The sequence below is a fragment of the Alcaligenes sp. LTN-3 genome (assembly GCF_059735605.1).
On sequence record NZ_JCAPDN010000002.1, the window covers coordinates 507,348 to 529,624 of the forward strand.

16 protein-coding genes and 6 tRNA genes are annotated in these 22,277 nt (G+C 56.1%); 3 read left to right on the top strand and 19 right to left on the bottom strand.

The annotated features are described in order from the left end of the window. Positions 1-27 precede the first annotated feature (27 nt). The 9 genes from AC6I6N_RS10705 to AC6I6N_RS10745 all read right to left on the bottom strand — a co-directional run bounded on the left by AC6I6N_RS10705 (position 28) and on the right by AC6I6N_RS10745 (position 5,898). Positions 28-3,099, bottom strand: coding sequence for an efflux RND transporter permease subunit (locus tag AC6I6N_RS10705; RefSeq protein WP_497943498.1), 3,072 nt, complete (start codon positions 3,097-3,099; stop codon positions 28-30). Continuing rightward, positions 3,096-4,181: an efflux RND transporter periplasmic adaptor subunit gene (locus tag AC6I6N_RS10710; protein WP_108728076.1), complete on the bottom strand. Its 1,086-nt coding sequence runs from the start codon at positions 4,179-4,181 to the stop codon at positions 3,096-3,098. Before AC6I6N_RS10710 ends, AC6I6N_RS10705 begins: the two co-directional genes overlap by 4 nt. 54 nt (positions 4,182-4,235) lie before the next feature. Next, positions 4,236-4,847 (bottom strand): TetR/AcrR family transcriptional regulator, encoded by a 612-nt coding sequence (locus AC6I6N_RS10715; RefSeq protein ID WP_094195675.1) that lies wholly within the window; start codon positions 4,845-4,847, stop codon positions 4,236-4,238. A 373-nt stretch (positions 4,848-5,220) separates the two neighbouring features. Further along, positions 5,221-5,297, bottom strand: a tRNA-Asp gene (locus AC6I6N_RS10720). Positions 5,298-5,321: 24 nt separating this feature from the next. Then, positions 5,322-5,397, bottom strand: a tRNA-Glu gene (locus AC6I6N_RS10725). A 24-nt stretch (positions 5,398-5,421) separates the two neighbouring features. After that, positions 5,422-5,497: transfer RNA gene (locus AC6I6N_RS10730), tRNA-Ala, on the bottom strand. A gap of 124 nt (positions 5,498-5,621) precedes the next feature. Continuing rightward, a tRNA-Asp gene (locus AC6I6N_RS10735) sits at positions 5,622-5,698 on the bottom strand. 24 nt (positions 5,699-5,722) lie between these two features. Next, positions 5,723-5,798: transfer RNA gene (locus AC6I6N_RS10740), tRNA-Glu, on the bottom strand. A 24-nt stretch (positions 5,799-5,822) separates the two neighbouring features. Then, positions 5,823-5,898: transfer RNA gene (locus AC6I6N_RS10745), tRNA-Ala, on the bottom strand. Positions 5,899-6,435: 537 nt separating this feature from the next. Between AC6I6N_RS10745 and AC6I6N_RS10750 the strand changes: the two genes are divergently transcribed. Beyond that, positions 6,436-9,264: an EAL domain-containing protein gene (locus AC6I6N_RS10750; RefSeq protein WP_497943499.1), complete on the top strand. Its 2,829-nt coding sequence runs from the start codon at positions 6,436-6,438 to the stop codon at positions 9,262-9,264. A gap of 57 nt (positions 9,265-9,321) precedes the next feature. On the opposite strand, the gene lnt is transcribed toward AC6I6N_RS10750, so the two are convergent. The 5 genes from lnt to miaB all read right to left on the bottom strand — a co-directional run bounded on the left by lnt (position 9,322) and on the right by miaB (position 14,828). Continuing rightward, the gene (gene lnt / locus AC6I6N_RS10755) at positions 9,322-10,944 is read right to left on the bottom strand and encodes an apolipoprotein N-acyltransferase (protein WP_125277062.1); all 1,623 of its coding nucleotides are present in this window, start codon (positions 10,942-10,944) and stop codon (positions 9,322-9,324) included. Continuing rightward, complete coding sequence (locus tag AC6I6N_RS10760) at positions 10,931-11,812, bottom strand: CorC family transporter (RefSeq protein WP_094195678.1); 882 nt, start codon at positions 11,810-11,812, stop codon at positions 10,931-10,933. The genes lnt and AC6I6N_RS10760 overlap by 14 nt, the downstream gene beginning before the upstream one ends. A gap of 147 nt (positions 11,813-11,959) precedes the next feature. Beyond that, positions 11,960-12,436, bottom strand: coding sequence for an rRNA maturation RNase YbeY (gene ybeY / locus AC6I6N_RS10765; protein WP_249461191.1), 477 nt, complete (start codon positions 12,434-12,436; stop codon positions 11,960-11,962). Beyond that, positions 12,429-13,424, bottom strand: coding sequence for a PhoH family protein (locus AC6I6N_RS10770; protein WP_125277061.1), 996 nt, complete (start codon positions 13,422-13,424; stop codon positions 12,429-12,431). The genes ybeY and AC6I6N_RS10770 overlap by 8 nt, the downstream gene beginning before the upstream one ends. A 3-nt stretch (positions 13,425-13,427) precedes the next feature. Next, positions 13,428-14,828, bottom strand: a complete 1,401-nt coding sequence (gene miaB / locus AC6I6N_RS10775) for a tRNA (N6-isopentenyl adenosine(37)-C2)-methylthiotransferase MiaB (RefSeq protein ID WP_094195681.1) — start codon at positions 14,826-14,828, stop codon at positions 13,428-13,430. A gap of 263 nt (positions 14,829-15,091) precedes the next feature. Between miaB and AC6I6N_RS10780 the strand changes: the two genes are divergently transcribed. Together AC6I6N_RS10780 and map are read left to right on the top strand one after the other, a co-directional pair. Beyond that, positions 15,092-15,313 carry a ParD-like family protein gene (locus tag AC6I6N_RS10780; RefSeq protein WP_094195682.1) on the top strand — a complete coding sequence of 74 codons (222 nt, stop codon included), beginning with the start codon at positions 15,092-15,094 and terminating at the stop codon, positions 15,311-15,313. Beyond that, complete coding sequence (gene map / locus AC6I6N_RS10785) at positions 15,310-16,077, top strand: type I methionyl aminopeptidase (RefSeq protein ID WP_406611756.1); 768 nt, start codon at positions 15,310-15,312, stop codon at positions 16,075-16,077. Before AC6I6N_RS10780 ends, map begins: the two co-directional genes overlap by 4 nt. A gap of 589 nt (positions 16,078-16,666) precedes the next feature. Here the strand turns inward: map and secF are convergent. The 5 genes from secF to queA all read right to left on the bottom strand — a co-directional run bounded on the left by secF (position 16,667) and on the right by queA (position 22,221). Then, the gene (secF, locus tag AC6I6N_RS10790; RefSeq protein WP_108728069.1) at positions 16,667-17,605 is read right to left on the bottom strand and encodes a protein translocase subunit SecF; all 939 of its coding nucleotides are present in this window, start codon (positions 17,603-17,605) and stop codon (positions 16,667-16,669) included. 52 nt (positions 17,606-17,657) lie between these two features. Continuing rightward, positions 17,658-19,529 carry a protein translocase subunit SecD gene (gene secD, locus AC6I6N_RS10795; protein WP_094195685.1) on the bottom strand — a complete coding sequence of 624 codons (1,872 nt, stop codon included), beginning with the start codon at positions 19,527-19,529 and terminating at the stop codon, positions 17,658-17,660. A gap of 60 nt (positions 19,530-19,589) precedes the next feature. Continuing rightward, positions 19,590-19,934, bottom strand: a complete 345-nt coding sequence (gene yajC / locus AC6I6N_RS10800) for a preprotein translocase subunit YajC (protein WP_003803689.1) — start codon at positions 19,932-19,934, stop codon at positions 19,590-19,592. Positions 19,935-20,023: 89 nt separating this feature from the next. After that, the gene (gene tgt, locus AC6I6N_RS10805; protein ID WP_094195686.1) at positions 20,024-21,160 is read right to left on the bottom strand and encodes a tRNA guanosine(34) transglycosylase Tgt; all 1,137 of its coding nucleotides are present in this window, start codon (positions 21,158-21,160) and stop codon (positions 20,024-20,026) included. Further along, positions 21,157-22,221 (bottom strand): tRNA preQ1(34) S-adenosylmethionine ribosyltransferase-isomerase QueA, encoded by a 1,065-nt coding sequence (gene queA / locus AC6I6N_RS10810; RefSeq protein ID WP_094195687.1) that lies wholly within the window; start codon positions 22,219-22,221, stop codon positions 21,157-21,159. The genes tgt and queA overlap by 4 nt, the downstream gene beginning before the upstream one ends. Between the last annotated feature and the right edge of the window lie 56 nt (positions 22,222-22,277).

The window sequence follows — 22,277 nt, forward strand, 5'->3', positions numbered from 1 at the left end:
CATCCATTATTTACATAGTTTCAGCCTTCAAGCAAGTGATGAGACGCGCGGGTCCTGGATTCGATTCCAGATCGAATACAAGCTGGGTAAAAACAGGAGGGTCAGGATGGTGCCAATCGCCGTGCCACCGATCAGCGTCAGGGCCATGGAGCCCCAGAACACGGAGAAGGACAGCGGGATGAAGGCCAGTACCGCCGCCAGCGCCGTCAGAATAACGGGGCGGGCACGCTGTACGGTGGCCTCGATTACGGCGTCGTAGGGCGAGGCACCCTCGGCCCGGTTGGTCTTGATCTGCTCAATCAAAATCAAGGTATTGCGCATCAAAATCCCCGCCAGACCGATCAGCCCCAGAATCGCGGTAAAGCCAAAGGGCTGCTGGAAAATCAGCAAGGCAGGTACGCTGCCGATCAGGCCCAAGGGGGCCGTCAGGAACACCATGATCATGTTCGATAGCGAACGCACTTGAATCACGATAACCAGCAGCATCAGCGCAATCATGACCGGGAAAACGGGCAGCAGCGCGTCGTTGGATTTCTTGGCCTCGGCGGTAATGCCGCTCATCTCGATCAGGTAGCCAGGGGGCAGGGAAGCTTGCAAGGAGGCAAACTCCTTCATCACCCGGTTGGCGACCTCTGCCGGTTGTACGTGCGGAGCAATATCACCCCGTACCGTCATGGTAGGCAGGCGGTTGCGACGTGCCAGCTTGGGTTCTTCCTGCATGACTTCCAGCTTGCCGACTTGCTCCAAAGGTAGATTCTGGCCCTGATCATTCATGACGGTCAGGCCGGACAGGCGAGTGGGATCATGGCGGTTGACGGCCGAGCTGCGCGCTACGACCAGTACATTACGTAAATCCTCGCGGTATTCCGCAACCGTTGCGCCGTCCAACTGCAACTGGATTTGTTCTGCCAGACTCTGACGATTCAGGCCTAGTGCCTGCAGGCGTTGAGGGTCTACATTTAGCTTTAAGACGGGCACACGCGAACCCCAATCCACGTTCACCTGACGCATGTCCTTGTCGGCACGCATAATCGTCATGGCCTGCTCGGAAATATCGCGTAGCGTGTTCAGGTCGGGGCCGCGCACCAGAAACTCCACGGGGTATTTGGTGGATGGGCCGAACACCAGTTGCGTTGCGCGCACTCGAGCTTCTGGCGTCAAACCATCGGCCACCACCTGGCGAAAGCGTTGCAGCAGAGCATCGCGGTCGTGATAATCGGCGGTCAGCACCACCAGACGGGCAAAAGAAGGGTCGGGCAGTTCTGGGTTGTAGGACAGAAAGAAGCGCGGTGCGCCTTGCCCGGTATAGCTGGTCACCAGCTTGGTCTCGGGCTGCTCGCGCAACCAACTCTCGACCTTGCGAGTAACGGCCTGCGTGGACTGAATGCTGCTGCCTTCAGGCAACTGCACTTCTACCAGCAGCTCGGGCCGATCGGAGGTGGGGAAGAATTGCTGTTTGACGAAACCCATGCCTACAACTGCCAGCACGAAGGCACCCACCACAATGCCGGCCACCAGAAACTTGTGGTGTACCGACCAGGCAATCATGCGGCGCAGACGCTTGTAGTTGGGGGTGTCATAAATGGCTTGGTGACCGCCTGGACGGGCAGGAATGGCGGGCAGCAGTTTCACGCCCATATAGGGAGTGAAAGCCACGGCAACCAGCCAGGAAGTCAGTAAGGCGGCGGCCAGAATCCAGAAGATATTGCCCGCGTATTCTCCAGCAGAGGAACGGGCAAAACCCACTGGCAGAAAGCCGATGATCGTCACCAGTGTGCCGGACAGCATGGGTGCAGCCGTATGGTTCCAGGCATAGGCAGCGGCTTTCAGGCGGTCCATGCCTTCTTCCATTTTGACGATCATGATCTCGATCGCAATAATGGCGTCGTCCACTAGCAGGCCCAGCGAGATAATCAGCGCGCCCAGCGTCACCCGGTCAAACACCTTGCCCGTCATCATCATGATGACAAACACCATGGCCAGCGTCAGGGGGACGGCTGCTGCCACCACAATTCCCACACGCCAGCCCATGCTGATCAGACACACCAGCAGCACGACGCTGAGTGCTGCGAAGAACTTGAACATGAACTCGCCCACGGCCGAAGCAATATTCACCGACTGGTTGGTCACGGTCTCCAGCGAGAAACCCAGAGGCAGGGCAGCGGCAATATCTTCCCGTGCCTTTTCCAGATCCTTGCCCAGATACAGGCCGTTGTAGCCCTCCTGCATCACGACATCCAGCAGCATGGCAAATTGGGCGTTGTGATGAATCTCGAAGCTGGGCGGGTCCTCGTAACCCCGGCTGACTGTGGCAATATCGCCCAGTCGCAAGGTGTGACCTTGTACGTAGATATAGGTATTGCTGATGGCCTCTATATCATCCAGTCCGGCACTGAGGCGAAGATGAATGCGTGGTCCATCGGTGCTGACCGCACCACTGGCGGTCATGGCGCTGCGTTTGGACAAGGCTTCCAGGATCTGTTGAGGATTCAGTTGCAGATTGTGCAACTTGGCCTCGTCCAGATCGACAAAGATGCGCTCGCTTTGCTCGCCCAGAATGTTGACTTTCTTGACGCCGGGAACCTGCAGCAACTGGCTGCGCACCTTCTCGGCTTCGCGAGTCAGTAATCGCGGTGGCAAGCCTGGGGCTTGCAGGGCGAACAGGCTAAAGGACACGTCCGAGTATTCATCGTTCACGAAGGGGCCTTGCACGCCTTTGGGCAGACGTGGAGCTTGATCTTGCAGCTTTTTGCGTAGTTGATAAAACTCGCTTTGGACGTCCGCCGGCGGCATGGTGTCTTTCAAGGTCACGACCATCAGGGCTGTGCCAGGGCGGGTAACCGTCTCTACCCTGTCAAACCAGCGCAGCTCCTGCATGCGTTTTTCCATGGGTTCGGCCACGAGATCCTGCATTTCCTGAGCCGTCGCTCCGGGCCACATGGCAGTGACCGTCAGCACTTTTACGGTAAACGCCGGGTCTTCGGCTCGTCCCAGTTTCACGAAGGAGTAAATGCCGGAGGCTGCCAGAGCAATGATCAGGAACAGTGTGATGGCCCGTTCGCGCACGGCCAATGCTGAAAGATTGAAGCGGCCTGTCATGGTTTGGCCCCGCGCATTTCTGGGCGTACTTCCTGGCCTTCGTGCAGTAGATTGGCACCCAGGGCCACAATGGTTGTACCGGTTTCAGGGCCTTTGGAAAGGTAGGCGTACTCTTGGGCCAGTTTGGCAATCGTCACAGGCTGCCAGTGCACGGTTTTCTGATTATCAATGACCCATACGCCGGGGCCTTTGCCTGCATCGTAAATGGCGGTCAGTGGCACCTGATTCAAGGCGTCTGCATCGGGAGGTGTCAAATGCACGATGGCGCTGGAGCCTAGTCGGGCAGTGACGTTCTCACCCTCGAAGGAAAAGCGGGCCTGATAGCTGCGAGTGGCGGGGTCAGAGGATTGTGCCAACTCACGCAGTTGGGCGGGCAGGCTTTCCTGGGAGTCAGTCAGCTCGATCGTGGCGCGGGTGCCCAGTGGAAGATCCCATTGTTCGGGCAAACTGACGATGACATCACGTGGGCCGTCCTGGGCCAGGCGCAGCACGGCTTGCCCCGCACTGACAACCTGACCGACATCAGCCAACTGGGCGGTAATGATGCCGCTGGCCTCAGCCTTCAGGGAACTGTACTGGCCTGCGTTGCGGGCAAGGTCAGCCTGTGCTTGCGCTGACTTCAAGTTCGCCTGGGCGCTGCGTAGCGCTTGTCTGCTTTGCTCATGGGCCTGACGGGAGACACCCCCCTGATCGACAAGCAGGGATAAACGCTTGTAGTCTGACTGGGCTTGTTCTGCCTGAGCTTGGGCCGCCTGCACGGCAGCCAGACGAGCGCGATGATCCAGTTGCAGATCCTTGGGATCCAGAGTCATCAAGAGCTGACCCTTTTTTACATGCTCGCCGTTTTGGACCTGGCGCGTATCAATCTTGCCGCCTACCCGAAATGCCAGCGGGCTCTCGATTCGCGCGCTAACCAAGCCCAGGAAACGCCGCTGCTGATCGGCCTTGGGCGCAACAACACTTTGAATTACCAAAGGAGCCTGAGTGCGAGGGTCTGCCTCTTGGGTCTGCTGACTACACCCCATCAGTACAAGGGCGGCAGACAAACTTAAAACGGGGCTAAGAGAGCGGAAAAGAGCCATGCAGGACTCCGGGTAAGTAAAGAGTTGGATGAACTGTAACTTGGGATTTGATGCTCAGGGCATCAGGCTGCGCAGGATTAGCTGGGTGACCACCAGCAAGCCTTGACGGGTTTTTTCAGGGGGGTGTATTTCTAGCAAGACGGGGTGCAGGCAGGCGGTCAAGGCAAACAAGATGCCTTGGACCACTTCGTCCAGGGGAGTACGACGCTCAAAGTCGCCACTTTCCCGACCCGCACGCACCAGTGCGGTAATTTGGGTCAGCAAATCCTCTCTGTGCTGGTTGACTGTGGCCCAGTTGTTTTGCAGAGCCTCAATCACCACCTCTTGCATGCGGCCTTCCCGCAAGAACAGCTCCAGGCTTAGATTGCAGGCGGTTTCAATGAAATGGCGCAGGCGTTCAATAGGCGGTAAATCGCCTTCAACAATTTGCTGCAGTTGCACGTGCATGCCATTGAGCACGGAATGACAAATTGCTTGGCCAATGGCCTGTTTGGAGTCGAAAAAACGATAAAGATAGGCGCTGGATACGCCTATGGACTTGGCCAGGCTGGCAACCGAGGTCTTGCGATATCCGTAGAGCCGGAAATGAGCATTGGCTTGCTCAATAATCTGTTCGCGGCGATGGTGCTCGGTCGGGCCTCGCTGGCCCAAGGTGCTGGCGGACATGGAAGTTGAATGTTGAAGTAACGATAACGCAATACATTAACTTCCTTGCGTCTCAGGGGCAAGATAATTGCGTGCCTGAAACCACGAATTGACTGTTTGGTCGCGGAGGGGTTGGTGGTTGGGGTGCCGCGTCCGGCTACGCAGCAACGTGCTTGTGGATTGGCGAGAAAGAAGGTGAGGAACCTGCTGGATGTCAGCAGAGCTATCTGGCTTTCTGGGAGTCTGATGAGCGTGCCAGCTATAGAGGATCGAGATCTGATAATGGACCAGAGCTGCCATTTTGAGGTGTGTCTGGTGCTGAAGCTAGGTAACTTGAGTAGCGGGCATGAAAAAAGCCTGATAGATCGAAATCTATCAGGCTTTTTGAATTCTTTGGCGGAGCGGACGGGACTCGAACCCGCGACCCCCGGCGTGACAGGCCGGTATTCTAACCAACTGAACTACCGCTCCGCAGCGGTTGCCAAGCAAAAGCTTTGGCGTCCCCTAGGGGATTCGAACCCCTGTACCCACCGTGAAAGGGTGGTGTCCTAGGCCTCTAGACGAAGGGGACAGGACTTACAGCTAATCTTCGTTTTGGTGGAGGTAAGCGGGATCGAACCGCTGACCTCTTGCATGCCATGCAAGCGCTCTCCCAGCTGAGCTATACCCCCAATTTTCTTTACTTTGTATTTTGACTGTGTCAAAACACCCAAGTATCGAAATAAGTGTCAGGCTTGACGAGGCTTGCCACTTCAAACTGCTAAAACCAGTACAAGACTGATTTTTAAAATCTTTTGGCGGAGCGGACGGGACTCGAACCCGCGACCCCCGGCGTGACAGGCCGGTATTCTAACCAACTGAACTACCGCTCCGCAGCGGTTGCCAAGCAAAAGCTTTGGCGTCCCCTAGGGGATTCGAACCCCTGTACCCACCGTGAAAGGGTGGTGTCCTAGGCCTCTAGACGAAGGGGACAGGACTTACAGCTAATCTTCGTTTTGGTGGAGGTAAGCGGGATCGAACCGCTGACCTCTTGCATGCCATGCAAGCGCTCTCCCAGCTGAGCTATACCCCCATTTCGGTGTTCTTTGTGTTGACCACCAACGAAGAATTGAGATTATGAAGATGTTTTTGCCTTTGTGCAAGTCTTTTGAAGAAAAAAAACAAAATAAAGTGAAAAAACTTTAGATGACGCGGTTTGGGGGGGCAGAAAATGATGTCCCAGCCGGGGGAGGGGGTAAAGGGGGGGCCTAGTCCTGGGAGGTTCTTGTATCTTTTTGTTTGTTACAAAACTTTGTGCCTATTTGTGTCGTAGTATTTCATTTATGGGCTAATAAAAGAAAATGATTTCCTGTATTAGCATCGCTTTTTTGTTCCTTCAAAGGAACATTACGCCGCTCCTTAGGCGCATAAATGAAGGGTTTATAGGAAATTTTCGCTGCTCTGTAATCTAATGATGTTATGCTTCGTTGAGTAACATTTCACCTGCAATAATTACGTTTTGTAGGTCGATCTCTTAGCCTGCATTTTCTTATTTAATGGCGCTATGTCAGCAAAGCAGTGCATATCATCACCTCTGCCAGTTCCAGTGGATGCACAAAGACGAATCAGTTTGAGTGCCTTGCTGATTTGGGTGCTGTTGGCCTGGTTGTTGTTGATCTCGGCAACGGTTACGGTCATTTACAAGCAGAATCAGGCACAGACGCGTCTGCAAGCCAGTAGCGGCCTCTTGCGCCAGCTCTCGGATATCAGCTATTCCGTCGCCTTGGCGGTACCGTCCAGTTCAACCCCCGCTCGCTTGCGTCAAGTGGATCAACAGTTCCAGGGGGTAGTGCATCTGCTCAGAGAAGGGGGCATGGTCGATGGCGTCATGCTGCTGCCGTTGGACAAACCCTTGCTGGGGCTGGTGTCACAGCTGACCAATGAATGGCAGCGGCGTTTGATGCGTCTGGACTTTCCGGTCAGCTCGGAACAGGTGCTCTTGCCGGCTGCCAGCCTGAATGCGGAAGACTCCCTGTTTCGCCATAATACCCAGCAATTGCTGGATGCCTTTGACGCCTCACGCGAAAGCACACTGGCTCAGCACCGCTGGACCGTGTTTTTCATGTTGGGTCTGGATTTGGTCGCTTTGTGCCTGTTTTACTTCATGTTGCGTGCCTGGGCTGCCGATCCCTTGCGACAGTTGATGACCCAAGGGCATGCCTTTACGAATGGTAATTATCGGGCCAAAAGTACCAGTTCCGGTACCAGCGAAACGCGCTATTTGTCGCAAATTTTGAATGCCTGCGGTTTGAAGATCCAACAGCTGGATGCACAGCTTTCTATTCAGCAACGTCATTTATCTCAGCTCAACGCCATATACCGTAGTTTGAGTCACAACCCTTTATTGGGGGTTTATATATCTCGCGATGGCCGCTTTGATTTCGTCAATAAAAAGCTTGCTGAAACATTGGGCTATAGCCGTTCACAATTGCGTCAGGAGTTCACGGTTGATCAAGTTTTTTTGTCACCTCGATTCCCGTCCCTGACACAAGTAGTGCCCGATTCGCGTTCTGGTGGTAGCAGTTTGCGTTATGAAACACGGGCATTGCGCTATGACGGCAAATCCATTGATGTAGAGATTTGTGCTATTCCCATCCAACTGGACGGACGTATGGCCGTGGTGGCGGTGGTGCAGGACATCACCACCCGGGTGCGCAATGAGGTGACAGGGCGCTTGGCCGCCGTAGTGTATGAGAACACCTGTGAAGCTATCGTGGTGACGGATCGTTTTGGTCATGTGGTCGATGCCAACCCGGCTTTCAGCCGCATTACGGGCTATGAGCTGGACGAAGTTCGTGGCCGTACCCTGTCTATTTTGAATTCCGGACGGCAGGACAACGAGTTCTACCGCAAGATGTGGCGCGAGATCTTAGAGACGGGGCGGTGGCAGGGCGATATCTGGAATCGTCGCAAGAATGGTGAGGACTTTGCCGAACGTTTGACTATCAGTACCGCCTGGAATCCGGATGGTACGGTGTATCGCCACATTGGCTTGTTCACCGACATTACCAGTCATAAAAAGCGTGAAGCACAGATGTGGAAGCAAGCGCATTACGATCATTTGACGGGTTTGCCCAACCGTCAGATGTTCCAGGATCGTTTGCAGCAAGCTCGAGAACGCTCCCGCCGCACCGGTTTACCCTTTGCGCTCATCTTTATGGATCTGGATTTTTTCAAGGATGTGAACGACTCCTTGGGGCACGAAAAGGGCGACGTACTTTTGCAGGAAGTGGCGCAGCGCTTGCAGCGCTGCGTGCGGGTAACGGATACCGTGGCCAGAATTGGCGGGGACGAGTTTACTGTCATCATCTCGGATATCAGTGATACTTCAATTGTGGAACGTACTTGTCGCTGTTTGCTGGATACGATTGAGGAGCCGTTTCAGTTGGACAATAACTCGGTATCCGTCTCTGCCAGCGTGGGCATTACTCTGTTTCCCGAGGATGGCGACGATGCTGGGCAGCTTTTGAAAAATGCGGATATGGCCATGTACGCCGCCAAGGCGTGTGGCCGCAATCAATACTGCCGCTTTTTGCCTGCCATGAGCGAAGCCGTGGAGGCGCGTCTTCGGTTCTCCCAGGATTTGCAAAACGCCTTGAGCGAGCAGCAGTTTCAGCTTTATTACCAACCCATTGTCGATTTGCGTACCGGGCGTGTCACGCGTGCCGAGGCCCTGATTCGCTGGGAGCACCCGCAACTGGGCTTGGTGCCACCGTCAGAGTTCATCCCCTTTTCCGAGGATTCCGGGCTGATTGTCCTGATCGGTGAGTGGGTGTTTGAGACGGCTGCTCAGGCCGCTGTTCAGCTACGACAAGAGTTGGACCCTGCCTTCAGAGTCAGTTTGAATGTATCGCCTGCACAATTCAAACTGAATGGCTCTTGTGCGCGCGAATGGGTGCAGTATTTGCAAGCCGAAGGTATCCCGGGCGATGCGCTGGTGGTAGAAATTACCGAGCGCTTGCTGTTGGACGATCAAGGGCAGGCTTTGCAACAACTAAGCTTCTTGCGTGAATACGGTATGAGTGTGGCGCTGGATGATTTTGGTACGGGATATTCGTCTCTGTCGCACCTGAAGCGGTTTTCTATCAATGTGCTCAAAATCGACCAGTGCTATATCCGTAATCTGGCATTGAGTAGCGAGGATCTGGTACTGACCCAGGCCATGATCGTCATGGCCCAAAAGCTGGGCTTGCATGTCGTGGCAGAAGGGGTGACTACTCAAGAGCAGCTGGATTTGTTGAACGGCGCGGGATGCGACTTCATGCAGGGCTATTTGTGTTCCGCACCTATCCCAGCCAATGAATTTGTGGACTGGTGTAAAGCCTGGAACCAAAGGCAGGCAGGCGGGTTCGTGGGACGATTCAATATCACCGCCAATGCCCCCCAGACTTTGCAGTAGTAGAGGCGTTTCATGCTCAGTGGCAAGTCGCAACACCTGCGAGGGCGTGTGTGCCGCTTAAGGTTGGTGGCGGCGAGACCGCCAGGCGAAAACAAGCAGAATCAGACCCGCCCAAATCAAAAAGGGCAAATTGCCGTACTTGACATAGGGCGTCAGGCCGGTAGTGCCTTGTACTTCCACATCCAGCACACCTGGGGTCAGCGGTGGCAAGACTGCGCGAATCCGGCCATAAGGATCAATGGCGGCTGTCATGCCGGTATTGGTCGCACGTAGCATGGGGCGGCCAGTTTCCAAAGCCCGCATGCGGGAGATTTGCAAATGTTGGCTCAAAGCCCAGGAATCGCCGAACCAACCCAGATTGCTGATGTTCAGCAGCAAAGTGGCACCTTCCTGATCAGGGCCGCCTTGGACAGCCCGGATGATCTCTTCGCCAAACACGTCTTCATAACAGATGTTGGGGGCCACTCGGCCCTCTGCCATTTTGAAGGGGGCTTGAGGTAAAGCGCCGCGATGGAAATCCCCCAGGGGGATGTTCATCATGTCCACAAACCATTGAAAGCCGGTGGGGATGAATTCACCAAAAGGCACCAGATGATGTTTGTCGTAGTAGCTGGCCGTGCTGTTGATGATGTCTTGGGGTTGAGTTTCGGGACTGATCAGCAAAGCGCTATTGGTATAGCTGAGCTTGCCGTTGACGGTGCCACGGTCCATGGGGACGCCCAGCACCAGATTGGCTTGATGTCGCTGTGCCAGTTCCGTCCAGCGCAGCCAGAAGCTGCTCTCTAAGCGGTTTTGCAAGATAGGGATGACGGTTTCAGGTAGAACGATCAGTCGCGGAGCGTCTTCGGGGGATTTGGCGGGCAAGTTCGCCAGCTCGTAGTAACGCTCTATGCCCTCGCTCATATCAGGGCCGAACTTGGCGCTTTGGTCGACATTGCCTTGCACCAGGCGGGCAATAAAGGGCGCGCCATGCGATTGGACCCAGGCAATATGCGGCAGGCTGATGCCGATCAGGCCGAAAATCATGGCGATACCAATGCCGATCGCGCTGGACGGGCTTTGGTTCTTGTCTTTGGACGCGGCAAATTGTGCAATCACAGCGGCACTGAAAGCCGACAACCAGGCCAGACCATATACACCCACAACGGGTGCCCAGCCGGTAAACATCCCTTCCGCGTGGGCGTAGCCGATATTGAGCCAAGGAAAACCAGTGAGTAAATTGCCGCGCAGCCATTCGCTGAGTGCCCAACAGCTTGCCCAGCCTGCGGACAATAGCAATCGTGGTAACCAGGAATCACTATCGTGCTTGGGTCGCAATCTTTGCCATACCGCTGAAGCCAGGGCCGGAAAGAGGGCCAGGGCAGCGGCTAGCAATAGAACACCCAAAGCGGCCATCCAGGAAGGCATGCCACCATATTGGTGCATGCTGATGTATAGCCAGTAAATTCCTACACCAAAATGGCCAAGCCCAAACAAGTAGCTGCGTCCAAACGCTTGGCGCACCGACCTGGAGCCCATGATCTGTGAGCAGGCGATAGCCAGCAAGGTGATCTGGTAGAAGGGCAGAAGCCAGGATGGCAGCGGGCCAATGGAGAAGGACAGGGCGTGCAAGCCCCCCAGGACCAGCAATAAAGCGACGCTTAGCGCCTGGGGTAAGGGTTTGGAATCAGCTTTGTTCAAGATCGGGCTCGGCGGGTGTGGCTCGCTGAACGTGCAACCATAAGGCTCGCTTGGCGTCGGCGCGTACAACGGTGATGCTGATGCCATCGAGTTGGGCCACATCGCCCCGGCGAGGGATGTGCCCTAATTCGGATGCCAGCCAACCACCGACTGTATCGAAGTCGTCGTTAGGAAGCCTGGTATGGAATGCTTCGTTGAAATCGGGAATTTCAGTCAGTGCCATGACACGCCAACTGTCGGGGCCGGCCTGGAAGATAGTCTGCTCGGCGTCCTCATCGTATTCATCTTCGATGTCGCCCACAATCTGTTCCAGCACGTCTTCCATGGTGACCAGGCCTGCCGTACCGCCGTGCTCGTCAATCACGACGGCCAGATGGTTGCGGCTGCCACGGAACTCGTGCAGCAAGACGTTCAGGCGCTTGGTCTCGGGGATAAATACGGCAGGACGGATCAGCGGTCGCAAATCCAGCGTGGGATTGGCAATCGAGAGCAGCAAGTCCTTGGCCAGCAAAATACCGATGATGTTGTCGCGTTCTGTCTCGTAGATCGGAAAGCGACTGTGGCCCGTCTCAATAATGATGGGCAGCATCTCGGTCAACGGTTTGGCGATGTCCAGCATATCGATTTTGGATCGTGGCACCATGATATCGGCCACGGTTTTGTTGGCCATGTCCAACGTGCCGGCAATCATGGACAGCGATTCGTCGTCGATAACGTTGCGGGCGTGGGCCGCAACCAAGACAGACTTAAGGTCTTCTCGGTCTTCGGGTTCGTGACGCCGATTGAAAAAAGCACTTAAGCGAGAGATGGGATTGCTTGAGCTGGTCTTTGAAGGACGGGGCTCGGGGTCGGGAGCAGAGTCTGACATTGTCCGAAGGACGAGTTAAGGAATAATTAAGCATAACCGAAAAACGATGACAAGGTATGTACCTGTCATCATTCGGAATGCGCACAGGACGGTCAGTGTTGGGGCTGTTTTTTGATGGCTGACCGCGAGTCGCTGTACCCAGATGGTCTAGCGCTCTTCATAGGGATTGGGGATGCGAAAACTGGCCAGGATTGCAGTTTCCAGTGCTTCCATGTCTTTGGCCTCATCCTCTTCAAGGTGGTCGTAGCCCAGGGAGTGCAGACAGCCGTGCACGACCAGGTGGGCTGCGTGGTGCAGAAACGGTTTCTGCTGTTCCTGGGCTTCACGTTCCAGCACTGGCAGGCAAAGCACGATATCGCCGCTGACCACACCGTCTTCGTCCTGACCATATTCAAAAGTCAGCACATTGGTGGCGTAGTCGCGTTCCCGGTAACTGAGGTTCAGGCTTTGGCCTTCTTCGGTATCCACAATGCGCAAGGTGGCGGACAGCGCGGTGAAGCGATCCTCGGGGTGGATGCGTTCAACGGCCATGTCAATGGTGCGCTGCATCCAGCGGCGGATACGGGAGCGGCTTAGCTCGGGGCAATCAACAGCGTACTGGACGCTCAGGGACAGATCAGGCATCACCGGCTCGCTCGTAGGCGTCCACAATTCGCGCCACCAGGGGGTGACGCACCACATCGCGGCTGCTGAAACGCGAGCAGGAAATACCCTGCACGTTTTCCAGTACCTGGACGGCGTGATTCAAACCACTGCGCTGGCCTTTGGGCAAGTCCACCTGGGTGGGGTCGCCGGTAATTACGGCCTTGCTGCCAAAACCGATGCGGGTCAGGAACATTTTCATTTGTTCCGGTGTGGTGTTCTGGGCTTCGTCCAGAATCACAAAAGCGTGGTTCAGGGTGCGGCCGCGCATATAGGCCAGTGGTGCGATCTCGATGACTTGCTTCTCGAACAGACGCTGTACTTTTTCCACGCCCATCAAGTCGTAGAGCGCGTCGTACAGTGGCCGCAGATAGGGGTCTACTTTTTGGGCCAGATCGCCGGGCAAAAACCCCAGACGCTCACCGGCTTCTACGGCGGGCCGTGTCAGCACTAGACGGTGGACGGCTTCGCGCTCCAGAGCATCAATGGCGCAGGCCACTGCCAGCCAGGTTTTTCCGGTACCGGCCGGACCGACGCCGAAGTTGATGTCGTTGCTTAGGATATTGCGCAGGTATTCGCGTTGGCCGGGTGTGCGAGGACGCAGGTCGCGCTTGGCGGTCCGCAGGGAAATTTCTTCCTGACCTACGGGGGGCAGCTCGGGCAGGGGCTCGGGTTTGTCCTCTTTTTCGTGGCTACGACTGGCACCCAGCTCGACCAGGCCCAATTGAATATCGTCGATATTCAGCGCACGGTGTACGGCACGCGAATGGAACCAGTCAATGGCCTTGGCGGCTTCGTCCGCGCGCTCGCCTTCAATCGAAACATGGCTGCCACGCCGACGCAAGGTGACCCCGTAGGCAATGGCAATTTGCTTGATGTTTTCGTCCAAAGGGCCACACAGATTGGCCAGATGGGTATTGTCTCCATCCAGACGCAAGGCAGTGGGCATGCGGCGGCGTTGGCTAGTCATCGATTAGGCTCCTGCAACCCGGTCATGGGTCACAATTTCTCCGCGCAGGGTGTTGGTCAGTACTTGGGTCACATGCACATCCACAATTTGTCCGATCAGGCGAGTATCGCCGGGGAAGTTGATGATGCGGTTGTTTTCGGTACGGCCTTTCAGTTCCGAGTCGTCTTTGCGCGAGGTGCCTTCGACCAGAATGCGTTGCACGCTGCCAATCATGGCCTGGCTGATGGCCTGTGCCTGCTCGTTGATTTGCGCTTGCAAGCGATGCAGGCGGTCCAGCTTTTCCTCTTTGGTGGTGGTGTCTTCCAGGTCAGCGGCAGGCGTACCGGGGCGACGGGAATATACAAAAGAGAAAGACTGGTCGAAATTCACATCGCGAATCAGCTTCAGTGTTTTCTGGAAATCTTCTTCAGTCTCACCGGGAAAGCCCACGATAAAGTCCGAGGACAAGACAATGTCTGGGCGGGCTTCGCGCAGGCGGCGCACGATGGATTTGAACTCCAGCGAAGTGTAGCCGCGTTTCATTGCAGCCAGAATACGGTCGCTGCCGGCCTGTACGGGCAAGTGCAGGAAGGGCACCAGTTTGGGCAGGTTGCCGTGCGCGGCAATCAGGCGCGAGGTCATTTCCTTGGGGTGCGAGGTGGTGTAACGAATGCGCTCGATACCGGGGATCTCGTGTACGTATTCCAGCAGCATGGCAAAGTCGGCAATCTCGCCCGCGACGTCGGTCGGGCCACGGTAGGCGTTCACATTCTGGCCCAGCAGTGTGACTTCACGCACACCCTGGTCGGCCAGATCGGCCACTTCCATCAGGACGTCGTCAAAGGGGCGGGAGACCTCGGGGCCACGAGTATAGGGCACCACGCAGAAGCTGCAGTATTTGCTGCAACCTTCCATGATGGACACAAAGGCCGAGTATCCCTCCACACGTGCTGGGGGCAGGGCATCGAATTTTTCGATTTCCGGAAAGCTGATGTCCACTTGCGAGCGGCCACTGTTGCGTCGCTTGACGATCAGCTCGGGCAGGCGGTGCAAGGTCTGTGGCCCGAACACCACGTCCACGTAGGGAGCACGGCGAATAATCGTGTCGCCTTCCTGACTGGCGACACAGCCACCCACACCAATCACCAGATCAGGGTTGAGCGCTTTCAGATGCTGAACCCGGCCCAGATCCGAGAACACCTTTTCTTGCGCTTTCTCGCGCACCGAACAGGTATTGAACAGGATGATGTCTGCTTCTTCGGGGTTGGTGGTTAACTCCACAGGGCGATCCTGATTCAGGATGTCGGCCATTTTTTCGGAGTCGTACTCGTTCATCTGACAGCCAAAGGTGCGGATGAAGAGCTTGCGGGCAGGCTTGGTGGCAGCGTCCGCGCTGGCGGGGGGAGAGATTGTGGTGTCGGTCATAGAAGGAGCCGTGACGGGTGTATATCCCGCGGGCCATTGAAAATGATGAATCGAGCATTATAACGCCCAGCTTCGCTTGAGCCACAAGCAAGCAGGGATTCCTGTGGTGGGACTTGTTGCAGACAAGCCGCCCTTTGGCTGGTGATAACTGGAAGCAGCCTTGCCAGGGCATCGAGTTGGATAAGGATTCTCGGCCAGGTTTTGCTTGCGTCCTGTTTTTGTGAAATATATGATTCGTATATGAATCATATAGGGGTTGGGAAATGGGTATCGTGAATATTGATGACGAGCTGCACGATCAGTTACGCAAAGCGAGCACCGTTTCATGTCGCTCCATCAATGCGCAGGCCGCTTTCTGGATACGTATGGGGCTGCTGTGCGAACTGAATCCGACCTTGAGCTTTAACGACATTGTTGCTCGTGAAATGAAGGCGGCCGGTTTGGGTGAGCCTGCTGTGCCGCTGGATCAGATGGAGTCAGCATGATCAAGACGGCGGATGAAATTGCCTTGATGGCCGAGTCAGGTCGTTTGTTGGCTCAAGTGTTCACGCACCTGGATCAGTTGGATCTGATTGGCATGAGCACCATGCAGATCAATGATCTGGTCGAGAGCTACATCGTGGAAGATCTGCAAGCCCGGCCCGCCAGCAAAGGGCAGTACGGTTATGCCTATGTTCTGAATGCCTCGCCTAATCAGGTGGTGTGCCACGGTATGCCGTCCACGGCGGATGTGCTCAAAGAGGGAGACATCGTGAACTTCGATATCACCCTGGAGAAGAACGACTTTATTGCGGATTCCAGCAAAACCTACATGGTGGGGCAGGTTGCTCCTGCTGCGCAAAAACTGGTCGATGCCTGCTATAGGGCGATGTGGAAGGGCATACAAGCCGTACGTCCCGGTGCGACTTTGGGCGATGTAGGATTTGCCATCTCGCAGTACGCACGCAAGAATGGCTACTCCGTTGTGCGCGATTACTGCGGGCATGGCATCGGGCGAGAAATGCACGAAGCCCCCGAGGTTCTGCATTGGGGGACACCGCGGACAGGCTTGAGACTGAAAGAGGGCATGGTGTTCACCATTGAACCTATGCTGAATCAAGGCGGCCATGCGGTGCAAACCGGGAAAGATGGCTGGACCGTACGTACGTGCGATGGCTTGCTGTCGGCACAGTTTGAACACACGGTGGCTGTGACGGAAAGTGGTGTGCGCGTATTGACGTTGCGGCCGGATGAAACCATCCCGCATTAATTAAGTCGTCTGCGACCATTTCGTTCCCCACACCGTCGGCTTGTCGTGCCTTATCCGATCCTTGCTGCTTGTGATCTGAAAATGACTGCGGCAAGTTCTATCAGCCTGATGGAAATGAGCTTCTCTGTAGACATTGTCGTGATCGCTACAGTAGTGAAGTTCCGCCATATTGCCATCGCAATATCGCTTGTTGTATAGCCATCGTGCCGAAGTATTCCGAATATAGGGTGGCAGCAGTAAACCCCTTTTTGTTTTATTGAGGGCCGGAGCAGGTCGGCGGGCGAGTCAGGTTGTTCGCCGTGGGCGGAGGCTGGATGCGGGGTGCAAGGGGCGTGCTGTTTGAGGAGCACGCTTGCGGTTTGTCCGGGGGACAAACCGCGCTCCGAGTTCACGACCCGCCCGCATCTGGCCTCTGACAAGGGGACCCGTGCGCAGCACGGGCGAATAACCCGCCAAGCCGACCTGCTCCGGCCCTCAATAAAACAAACGCCTGCCACCCTATTACCCGCAATCTAGCAGCTCCAGAAACAAAAAAGCCCGGCATCACAACAATGTCGGGCTAGTCTTGAACAACGACTAAAGAAGCAACTTAACCTTCTACAACCTCGCCGCCTTCGTCTTTCTTGATTGGCTTGACCAGATCCTCACGTTTCACGCCCAGCCACATGGAAATAGCGGCGGCCACGAACACGGAGGAGTAAATACCAAACCAGATACCGATGGTCAGCGCCAGCGAGAAGTTGTGCAGCGTGGGGCCACCGAAGAAGAAAATCGACAGCACCATCATCTGGGTAGAACCGTGGGTGATGATGGTACGCGAGATGTTCTGGGTAATGGACAGGTCAATAATCTCCGATACCGACATCTTGCGCTGCTTGCGGAAGTTTTCACGGATACGGTCCATCACCACAACGGATTCGTTCACCGAGTAACCCAGGACAGCCAGAACACCGGCCAGCACTGACAGCGAGAACTCCCATTGGAAGAACGCGAAAAAGCCCAGAATGATGACCACGTCGTGCAAGTTGGCAAGGGCACATGCCAAAGCCAGCTTCCACTCAAAGCGAAAACCCAGGTACAGCAAGATGCCTGCAACCACAAAGGCCAGGGCCATCAAGCCGTTATTTAACAACTCCTGCCCGACCTGAGGGCCGACGAACTCCACGCGGCGCAGCTCTACATCTGAGTGTTGCTGCTTCAGGGCCTGGAGCACTTGTTCGCTTTGCTGGGTCGAATCTTGTCCGTCCAGAACGGGCAAGCGGATCATGATGTCCTGCGACGTTCCAAAGTTCTGCACCTGAAAATCGGTATAGCCCAAAGACTGAACCGAGCGGCGCACATCCTCAACCTGTACAGTTTGCTGATAGTGCACTTCGATGACCGTACCACCGGTAAATTCGATGGACAGGTGAAAGCCGCGCAAGATAATGAAAACGACCGCTGCGATAAACGTCAGAAAACTGATCAGGTTCAGCACCAAAGCATGGCGCATGAACGGGATAGTGCGGTGAATACGAAAAAATTCCATGATGCTTTATGCCTGTAGTTGGGCCTGGCCGGTTTGCACCGGCCCCGGCGCTTTACTTCTTGTCCTGTGGCTTCCAGACCTGGCCGATAGAAATCCCTTGCAGGCGACGACGGTTGCCATACCAGAGATTGACCAGGGCACGGACCCCAACCACCGAAGAGAACATGGAGGTCAGAATACCGATCACGTGTACCACCGCAAAACCACGGATGGGGCCCGAGCCAAAGGCCAGCAAAGCAACGCCCACAATCAGACTGGTCAGGTTGGAGTCGAAAATAGTGGCCCAGGCACGATCAAAACCCTGGTGAATGGCTTGTTGCGGTGAGGCGCCATTGCGTAATTCTTCGCGGATACGCTCGTTGATCAGCACGTTGGCGTCAATGGCCATACCCAGTGTCAAGGCAATGGCCGCAATACCGGGCAAGGTCAAGGTCGCTTGCAGCATGGACAGCACAGCCAGCAGCAAAAGCACGTTGAAGGTCAGGCCAATGGTGGAGAACAGGCCAATCAAGTGGTAATACAGCATGATGAAGATGGCAATTGCAATAAAGCCGTACAGCGTGGCGTTAAAGCCTTGGCGAATATTGTCGGCACCCAGGCTTGGGCCAATCGTGCGTTCTTCAATAATGCTCATGGGGGCGGCCAGCGAACCGGCGCGCAACAGCAGGGAAATATCGGCGGCTTCCTGAGCATTCATGCTGCCGCTGATCTGTACCTGGCCGTTAGGAATTTCGCTGCGGATAACCGGAGCTGTCACCACTTCACCCACGCCGTTTTCAAACAGCACAATAGCCATGCGCTTGTTGATATTGTTGCGGGTAATGTCGCGAAAGATACGTGAACCCTTGTTGTCCAGCGTCAGGTTGACGGTGGGCTGCTGGGTTTGCGAGTCGCGGCCAGGCTGGGCGTCCTGCAGGTTCTCACCGGTCAGGATGACCTGACGGCGCAGCAGCAAAGGAGCACCGCCACGTTCGGTGTAGCGCTCCAGGCCAAAGGGCACGGTGCCCGAGTTCAACGCGGCAACGGCAGCGGGGGAGTCTTCCACCATGCGCAGTTCCAGCGTGGCGGTACGGCCCAGAATTTCTTTGGCTTTCGCTACATCCTGTACCCCGGGCAACTGAACCACGATGCGGTCCGAACCCTGTTGTTGAATAACGGGTTCGGCCACGCCCAGCTCGTTGATGCGGTTGTGCAAGGTGGTGATGTTTTGTGTCAGCGCGTTGGTCTGTACCTGGATGGTGGCGGTTTCCGTCAAACGAGCGGTCAAGCCGCTATCGCCGGCAGGAATGAACTCCAGATCAGGCATGGCGCGGCGCATTTCGGACTGGGCGCGGTCGCGATTCTCAGCCGAGGCAAAGTCCATACGCAGGGACTGGCCATCGCGCTCGATGGTCCCGACAGGTACTTTGGCTTCGCGCAGCACGCTGCGGGCATCAGCCACCATGGAGTCGTAGCGGGCTTGCAGTGCGCCCTGCATATCGACTTGCAGCAGAAAGTGAACGCCGCCGCGCAAGTCCAGACCCAGGTGCATGGGATGCGCGCCCAATGCGGTCAGCCAGGCAGGCGACGCGGACACCAGGTTCAGAGCGACGGTGTAGTCGGGAGCGGTCGCTGTGGAGTCCTTGTTCAGCTCGCGCTCGATCAGATCTTTGGCTTTGAGCTGAACATCGGTGGACTCAAAACGGAAACGCGCGGTGGCGTTGGGTCCGTTTTGCTCAAAATACGAGCCCGTCGTAGGAATATTGTTTTGCTTGAGCAGCTCTTCAACATGGCTGATCAGGCTGGTTTCAAGCCGGACCGTGGATTTGGCGCTGGAAACCTGCACAGCAGGAGACTCACCAAACAGATTGGGCAAGGTATAGATCAGGCCGATCGCCAGCGCGACCAAGACGATGACATATTTCCAGAGGGGATAACGATTCATGGGATATCTACGACGGGTGCAGAAATGGCAACCCCGGACCGAGGTCCGGGGTCGGAGGCATTACAGCGACTTGATGGTGCCTTTAGGCAGAACAGTCGTAACGGCCACGCGTTGGACCAGAACTTCAACAGGCTTGTCGGTCAGGTTGGCCACTTCAACGGTCAGGTAGTTGTCGTGAACTTTGCTGACTTTGCCCAGCAAACCGCCGGAGGTGATGACTTCGTCGCCTTTGGCCAGGTTGGACACCAGATTGCGGTGCTCTTTCTGACGCTTCATTTGAGGGCGAATCATCAAGAAGTACAGCACAACGAACATCAAGATGATGGGCAGCATGCCCATCAAGGCATTTTCGCCGCCGGCAGCTGCCTGGGCGGGGATGAGAGTCAGAATGTCAACAGCGGACATGTGGGGCTCCTGAGGATTTTTTTGTGTGGGTTGTCAAAAACTAACGGTGTATTGTAGCGGCACTTTATTGCGGTATCACAAACCGCGTGTCATTCAATGCCGCGTGCTCGATCCTGGTGGAATTGCTCGCGCCAGGCCGCAAAACGCTTTTGCTCAATGGCATCACGCATCTCTTGCATGATCTGCAGATAGAAATGCAGGTTGTGCAAGGTATTCAAACGCGAGCCGGTAATTTCATTGGAACGCTGCAAATGATGCAAGTAGCCCCGTGAGAAATGCTGACACGTATGGCAAGTGCAGCTTGGGTCCAGCGGGCGTGTGTCGTCACGGTAGCGGGCATTGCGAATTTTGATGTCGCCGTAGCGCGTAAAAAGCCAGCCATTGCGGGCGTTGCGGGTGGGCATCACGCAGTCAAACATGTCCACACCCTGGCTGACCCCTTCCACCAGATCTTCTGGCGTACCGACCCCCATGAGATAGCGGGGGGCGTTGGTGGGCAGTTTGGGTGTGGTGTGCGCCAGAATGCGCATCATGTCTTCTTTGGGCTCGCCTACGGACAGGCCACCAATGGCGTAGCCTTCAAAGCCGATGTCGGTCAGACCGGCCAGGGATTCGTCGCGCAAATCTTCGTACATGCCGCCTTGCACAATACCAAACAGGGCATTGGGGTTGGTCAGACGCTTGAATTCCTCGCGCGAACGACGCGCCCAGCGCAGAGACATACGCATGGATTTGGCCGCTTCATCATGCGTAGCGGGGCGATCATCAATCAGGTAGGGAGTGCACTCGTCGAACACCATGGAAATGTCGGAGTTCAAGGAGTACTGGATTTGCATGGACACTTCAGGTGTCAGAAACAGGCGCTCGCCGGTGATGGGGGAGGCAAACTTCACCCCTTCCTCGGTAATTTTACGCATGCCTTTCAGGCTGAACACCTGAAAACCGCCCGAATCCGTCAGGATGGGCTTGTCCCACTGCATGAAGTTATGCAGGCCCTGGTACTTGTCCATGACTTCCGTGCCTGGACGCAGCCACAGGTGAAAGGTGTTACCCAAAATGATCTGCGAGCCAATCTCGTTCAACTCGTGCGGCATCATGGCCTTGACGCTGCCATACGTGCCTACCGGCATGAAGATGGGGGTCTGCACCACACCGTGGTTCAGGGTGATCTGGCCACGGCGAGCGCCGCCATCGGTGCTTAAAAGGTCAAACTTCAGTCCACTCATGGGGTAGGGGGCTCAATGAACATAGCATCGCCGTAACTAAAGAAGCGATACCGGGATTGGACGGCGTGCTGGTAGGCACGTTGTATGGGTTCGATCCCCGCCAGAGCCGATACCAGCATCAGCAAGGTGGACTGGGGCAAATGAAAGTTGGTGATCAGCGCATCTACCCACTGGTACTGGAAGCCGGGGGTAATAAAGAGACGCGTGTCGCCTTCAATGCTGCCATCGGCGCAGCGCTGGTTCATGCCGGGCTCTTTGCTGGCGGCAGATTCCAGCGAACGCACGCTGGTGGTGCCCACGGCAATGACGCGGCCACCAGCAGCGCGGGTGGCTTCAATCTTGGTCAGGGTGGCGGCGGGGACGTGGTAGCGTTCGGCGTGCATGACGTGCTCGCTGATATTGTCCACGCGCACAGGCTGGAACGTGCCTGCACCCACGTGCAAGGTCACAAAGGCCTGGTCCACGCCTTGCTCGCGCAAGGTGGCCAGCATGTCGTCGGTAAAGTGCAGGCCTGCTGTGGGGGCGGCTACGGCACCGGGGTGACGGGCGTAGACAGTCTGGTAGCGCGAGTCGTCCTGTTCATCGGCCGCGTGGGTAATGTAGGGCGGCAGAGGTGTTGCGCCGTACTGCTCCAGCATGTCCAGCACAGGCTCGTGAAAGCGCAGGGCAAACAAGGCGTCTTCCCGTCCGGTGCAGTCGGCCAGTACGCGGCCTTCGGCCAGTTCCAGCAAGGTGCCGGGTTTGGGGGATTTGCTGGCGCGGATATGGGCCAGGGCCGTATCAGGGCCGGTCACGCGCTCGATCAGCACTTCCACCTTGCCGCCGCTGCTTTTTTGGCCGTGCAGGCGGGCCTTGATAACGCGCGTGTCGTTAAAGACCAGCAGGTCACCCTTGCGCAGCAGGCTGGGCAGGTCGGTGAATTGGCGGTCATGCAATTGGCTGGCACTGTCCAGATGCAGCAAACGGCTGCCCTGGCGCTGGGCCGGCGGGCTTTGAGCGATCAGATCAGGGGGAAGCTCGTAGTCGAACTGGGCGATAGTTAAAGAGGGGTCGATGCTCATGGTTTGTCGTAAAGGGCCGTGGGCCAAAAGACCGGGCCTGGTGGGGTAACCGACTA